Origin of the sequence: Micromonospora sp. NPDC049089 (genome assembly GCF_040648775.1) — a bacterium.
Lineage (GTDB): Bacteria > Actinomycetota > Actinomycetes > Mycobacteriales > Micromonosporaceae > Micromonospora.
Genome location: NZ_JBEZEH010000330.1, coordinates 1 through 4,116, shown reverse-complemented (window position 1 = coordinate 4,116; position 4,116 = coordinate 1). Strand labels below are relative to the sequence as shown.

The 4,116-nt window shown below is 70.2% G+C and carries 6 protein-coding genes; 5 read left to right on the top strand and 1 reads right to left on the bottom strand.

Annotated features, from left to right (window positions below):
- Positions 1-63: 63 nt before the first annotated feature.
- The 4 genes from AB0B48_RS32120 (at position 64) to AB0B48_RS32105 (ending at position 2,853) form a co-directional block, all read left to right on the top strand.
- On the top strand, positions 64-342 hold the full coding sequence (locus tag AB0B48_RS32120; protein WP_357208181.1) for a hypothetical protein: 279 nt from the start codon (positions 64-66) through the stop codon (positions 340-342).
- 51 nt (positions 343-393) lie between these two features.
- On the top strand, positions 394-1,788 hold the full coding sequence (locus AB0B48_RS32115; protein ID WP_357208179.1) for a DUF4331 domain-containing protein: 1,395 nt from the start codon (positions 394-396) through the stop codon (positions 1,786-1,788).
- Between the two features lie 18 nt (positions 1,789-1,806).
- A complete protein-coding gene (locus AB0B48_RS32110) occupies positions 1,807-2,136 on the top strand; it encodes a phospholipase (RefSeq protein WP_357208177.1) in 330 nt (109 codons plus the stop codon).
- A gap of 459 nt (positions 2,137-2,595) precedes the next feature.
- Positions 2,596-2,853: a WhiB family transcriptional regulator gene (locus tag AB0B48_RS32105; protein ID WP_007455784.1), complete on the top strand. Its 258-nt coding sequence runs from the start codon at positions 2,596-2,598 to the stop codon at positions 2,851-2,853.
- 193 nt (positions 2,854-3,046) lie between these two features.
- Here AB0B48_RS32105 and AB0B48_RS32100 read toward each other — a convergent pair whose 3' ends face one another.
- Complete coding sequence (locus AB0B48_RS32100; RefSeq protein ID WP_355005594.1) at positions 3,047-3,496, bottom strand: metallopeptidase family protein; 450 nt, start codon at positions 3,494-3,496, stop codon at positions 3,047-3,049.
- A 153-nt stretch (positions 3,497-3,649) separates the two neighbouring features.
- On the opposite strand from AB0B48_RS32100, the gene AB0B48_RS32095 reads away from it, so the two are divergent.
- Positions 3,650-4,018 (top strand): DUF3499 domain-containing protein, encoded by a 369-nt coding sequence (locus AB0B48_RS32095; RefSeq protein WP_091394110.1) that lies wholly within the window; start codon positions 3,650-3,652, stop codon positions 4,016-4,018.
- Positions 4,019-4,116 lie beyond the last annotated feature (98 nt).

The window sequence follows — 4,116 nt, the reverse complement described above, 5'->3', positions numbered from 1 at the left end:
GAGACGGCACCGGACCCGTCCGTCTCCGCGGGCGCGTTCGCGCCACCGCCGGAAAGGTTGCCCATGACCAGTGATCAGCGGAAGCGGCAGTGGCCGCGACTGACCCGCCGGCAGACGTTGACCGCCGCGGCGAGCGCCACCCTCGGCGCCGCCGCGCTCACCGTGCCGGGCCTGTCGGCCGCGCAGAACGCCCCCGGAGCGGCCGGACGTGCCGACGAACCGATCGTCGTGCACCTGCGTGACGCCGATTCCGGAACGATGGACGTCTTCGTCGGCGAGACGCGCATCGAGGTACGCGACCGCAGCCTGGCGGACCGGCTGCGGCGCGCCGCCCGGCGCTGACCCGACCCTCCGCCCCGCCATCCTGTCCCCGCCCAGTGAGGTTGGTCCGTCATGTCTTCCCACCGCGAGGCCCCGGAGATAGCCAAGGATCCGGTCGCCGACAGCTCCGACCTGTACGCGTTCGTCAGCCCCGACAAACGCGACACGGTCACGTTGATCGCCAACTACGTGCCGTTGCAGCTCCCCTCCGGGGGCCCGAACTTCTTCGAGTTCGGCGACGACGTGCGCTACGAGATCCATATCGACAACGACGGTGACGGTCGCCCGGATGTCACCTACCGGTTCGAATTCACCACCGAGATCACCAACCCGAACAGTTTTCTCTACAACACCGGCCCGATCGATTCGCTGGACAGCAAGAACTGGAACCGGCGGCAGTTCTACAGCCTGACCCGGGTGGCCGACGGCCGCGAGCACCGGCTGGCCCACAAGCTGCAGTGCCCGCCGTGCAACGTCGGTCCGCTGTCCACGCCGAAGTACGCCGACCTGGTGCGGCAGGCCACCTACTCGCTCTCCACCGGGGAGCGGGTCTTCGCCGGGCAACGCGCCGACGGGTTCTTCGTCGACCTCGGGGCGATCTTCGACCTCGGCACGCTGCGGCCGTTCCAGCAACTGCACGTCGCGGGGAAGAAGATCTTCAAGGCCGAGGGGGAGCCGGTCAACGCCACCGACCGGATGAACGTGCACAGCATCGCCGTGCAGGTGCCGTTGGAGCGGGTGCGTCGGCGCGCCAACCGCTACGGTGCCGCGGATCGGGCCTCGGTGATCGGGGTGTGGACGTCGGCGTCGCGCCGGCAGGTGCGGGTGCTCGGCGACCGGGGCGCGGCGGACACCAGCACCGGCCCGTTCACCCAGGTCTCGCGGTTGGGGAACCCACTGTTCAACGAGGTCATCGTGCCGATGTCCAAGAAGGACCTGTGGAATTCGCTGCCGCCGTCGGAGGACAAGCGGTTCGCGCAGTTCGTCGAGCAGCCCGAGCTGGCCGCGTTGCTGCCGGCGCTCTACCCGGACGTCTTCCCCAACCTGGACAAGCTCACCAAGGCGAAGAAGGCCCGGGCCGACCTGGTGGCGATCCTGCTCACCGGCGTGCCGGCCGGGCTGATCGACGGCTTCACCAACACCACAGGCGACGTGCAGGCCGACATGCTGCGACTGAACACCGCGATCCCGCCGACCAGGCGCCCGGACCGGTTCGGGGTGCTCGGCGGCGACCTGGCCGGGTTCCCGAACGGGCGGCGGGTCGGCGACGACGTGGTCAGCATCGCCCTGCGGGCCATCGCCGGGGTCACCGTCCCGTTGGTGGACAAGACATTCCGCCCGGACGCGGCGGCCGCCGCGGTCACCCCGGGGCTGAGCGCCGCCGACGTGACAGCGCCGTTCCTCGGAAACTTCCCCTACCTGGGTACGCCGTACGACGGGTTCAACAACCCGTCGGCGGCGTCCTGACCGGGGCGGGGAGCGCGGATGCACGAGCACGCGTACGGGCCGACGGAGACGGGGACCGTCGTCCTCGATCTGGGCGGTGAGACCGGTGCCCTGATCGTCTACACGGGTCGGGATCTGCACGGCCGGGAGATCGAGATCAGCCGCGACGACGACCGGCGGGTCCACTCGGCGGTGCGTGAGCGCCTGGTGCGCGACGGCTCGTTCCACAGCGCGGTCTATCCCGATCTGCCGAGCGGGATCTATACCGTCTGGTGGGATGATCATACGTCTGCCGGCACCATCACTGTCCATGGTGGAGCGGTGGCCGAGTTTGTCTGGCCGAGCAGCGGTTTTGGGGCCGCCGGCTGACCTCGACGCACCTGTTTCACCCCAGCGCCCCGTCCACATTGTGGACGGGGCGCGAGTGCTGTCCGCAGCTCGACGGGCGGTCTGCGCCGCACCGCGTTAACCTGTCCCCCATTCAAGATCAGCTTAGGGGTGACGGTCTCTGGTGCCGGCCGCTCAGCGACTCGTCGGAGAAGCGCCACGGCAGAAAAGTCGGGCAACTCGCCGGAGAGGGCGTTACTCGGCCGGGGTCTGAATCGATAGGGCAGGTTGCGAGGCTGGACGGCCCGAGTGGCCGACCGGGGGTGTCGGGAGGGCGACTCCATTATCAAGTTTGGCTTGACGGCGCACGCATTACACGCGTGTAATTTGAATGGGGTTGTTCGCGCGGAACGCAACAAAACGGGACGGGATGGACAAGCACGCCTTTCGCGTGGGGGGTTGCAGCGGCGATGACGCCGGTGCGCGACAAGGAGGCATTTGATGGACGGCCAGCTTGAGGTGGCCGACCTGCTCGGAAACGCGCCGGAGTGGCAGGAGCGGGCGTTGTGCTCGCAGACCGACCCCGAGGCGTTCTTTCCCGAGAAGGGCGGCTCGACCCGCGAGGCGAAGCGGATCTGCTCGCGTTGCGAGGTCAAGACCGAGTGCCTCGAATACGCACTGGGTCACGACGAGCGGTTTGGCATCTGGGGTGGGCTCTCCGAGCGGGAGCGGCGCAAGTTGAAGCGGCGGGCCGCCTGAGCGGTGCGCGGGGCTGCCTGCGCGTTGTGAGAGGCCTGCGTGGTTCGAGGGGCCGCCTGCGGTGATTCGGGAGTCGAGGCGAAGGTTGCCTCAGCGGTGTGAGGGGCGGGGCCGCCGGGGGGCGGCCTGAGGTCGGGGCGGCGGGGGCCGCCCGACCGTCCGCTTCCCGCGCGGTCGGCCCGTCGGGCTCGGCTCAGGCGAGCTCGTCCGGATCCACCCCGAGAAGGTTCGCCACCTGTTCGATGATCACGTCATGGACGAGATCGGCGAGGTCCTCACGGTCCATCGCCCGGAACTCCAGGGGCCGCCGGTACAGCACGATCCGCGGCGGCACCTCCTGCCGGCCCGGGCGGCCGGGCAGCAGCCGGGCCAACGGGACCTCGCCGTCCTCCAGCACATCCGAGTCGTAGACGTTCAAGTCCGGCGGGACGTCCTCGACAGCGAACTCGACCCCGGCCAGCTCCTTGGCGAACCGACGCTCCAGCGTCTCGACGGTGTCCAGGACCAGGTCGTCGAAGACCTCGGCCTTGGTCCGCGCCAGCGGCACAGTGGCCGGAACCAGCCGCCCGCGCAGGCCGCGCCCGTGCCGGTCACGATGCCCACGCCGGCCAGAGGCGGGGCGGCGGTGTTCCGGGCTCGTCATGAGGCAAAGGGTAGCGCCCGTGTCGGGCTGGTCAGCGGCAGCGCCGCTCCCGTGGCGCGGCGCGCCGAGAACGTTCGACTGTGATCACCATGACGGGCGTGTCGCAACGCGAAGCGATGCGCCGGACCCGGTAATGGAGATACCCTGCCGCACGTGAGGTCACCACGGCGCTGCTCCCGTAACGGCTGCCCCCGGCAAGCGGTCGCCACATTGACCTATGTCTACAACGAGTCGACAGCGGTAGTGGGGCCGCTGGCGGCATTCGCCGAGCCGCACACGTACGACCTGTGCGAGCCGCACGCCCGCAGCCTGACCGCGCCGCGGGGCTGGGACGTCGTCCGGCACGAGGGCGAGTTCGAACCGCCGCCGCCCACCACGGACGACCTGGTCGCGCTGGCCGAAGCGGTCCGCGAAGCCGCTCGCCCGGCCCCCCGCCCCCCGGAACCGGACCAGAACCGTCCCGAGAACCCCCACCAGACCGGCCGCCGGGGCCACCTCCGCGTAATCCCCCCCAACCACTAAAACCCGCGCCCCAGAGGCCCGCCGCGCCCAACGGCCCGGCCCGGCCCGGCCCGGCCCGGCCCGCCGCCCTCCTTCCGGCGTTGATCATGAAGTTATTG

Bases quoted from the DNA above. Each gene is read 5' to 3' on its own strand.
- AB0B48_RS32120 (WP_357208181.1), top strand. From the start codon at position 64: ATGACCAGTGATCAGCGGAAGCGGCAGTGGCCGCGACTGACCCGCCGG.
- AB0B48_RS32115 (WP_357208179.1), top strand. From the start codon at position 394: ATGTCTTCCCACCGCGAGGCCCCGGAGATAGCCAAGGATCCGGTCGCC.
- AB0B48_RS32110 (WP_357208177.1), top strand. From the start codon at position 1,807: ATGCACGAGCACGCGTACGGGCCGACGGAGACGGGGACCGTCGTCCTC.
- AB0B48_RS32105 (WP_007455784.1), top strand. From the start codon at position 2,596: ATGGACGGCCAGCTTGAGGTGGCCGACCTGCTCGGAAACGCGCCGGAG.
- AB0B48_RS32100 (WP_355005594.1), bottom strand. From the start codon at position 3,496: ATGACGAGCCCGGAACACCGCCGCCCCGCCTCTGGCCGGCGTGGGCAT.